Source organism: Ochrobactrum sp. SFR4 (assembly GCF_019730395.1).
GTDB lineage: Bacteria > Pseudomonadota > Alphaproteobacteria > Rhizobiales > Rhizobiaceae > Pseudochrobactrum.
The window spans coordinates 1-257 of sequence record NZ_JAAPBB010000999.1 but is presented as its reverse complement, the minus strand read 5'-3'; the positions used below and the strand labels follow the sequence as shown (position 1 = coordinate 257).

General features: G+C 59.1%; 1 pseudogene. It reads right to left on the bottom strand.

Going from position 1 to position 257, the window contains the following annotated elements:
- Positions 1–14: 14 nt before the first annotated feature.
- Positions 15–257, bottom strand: a pseudogene (locus HBA93_RS22100) (glutamate--tRNA ligase); the annotation flags it as partial.

Below are 257 nucleotides of genomic sequence, written 5' to 3'. Positions count from 1 at the left end.
CGGCCAAATTAGATTTAAACAGCCTGATCCTGAATACGTCCGAGCGCTTCTTCGCGGCCCAGAACCACCAGAACATCAAAAACGCCCGGCGATGTGGCACGGCCGGTGAGGGCAGCACGCAGCGGCTGGGCAATCTTGCCGAGCTTCAGGCCGGTTGATTCTGCATGGGCGCGCACAACAGCGTCGAGCGCTTCCGCAGTCCATTCGGCAGCTTCAAGCTGTGGCAATACGGCCTTAAGAATAGCACGGCCTTCCTC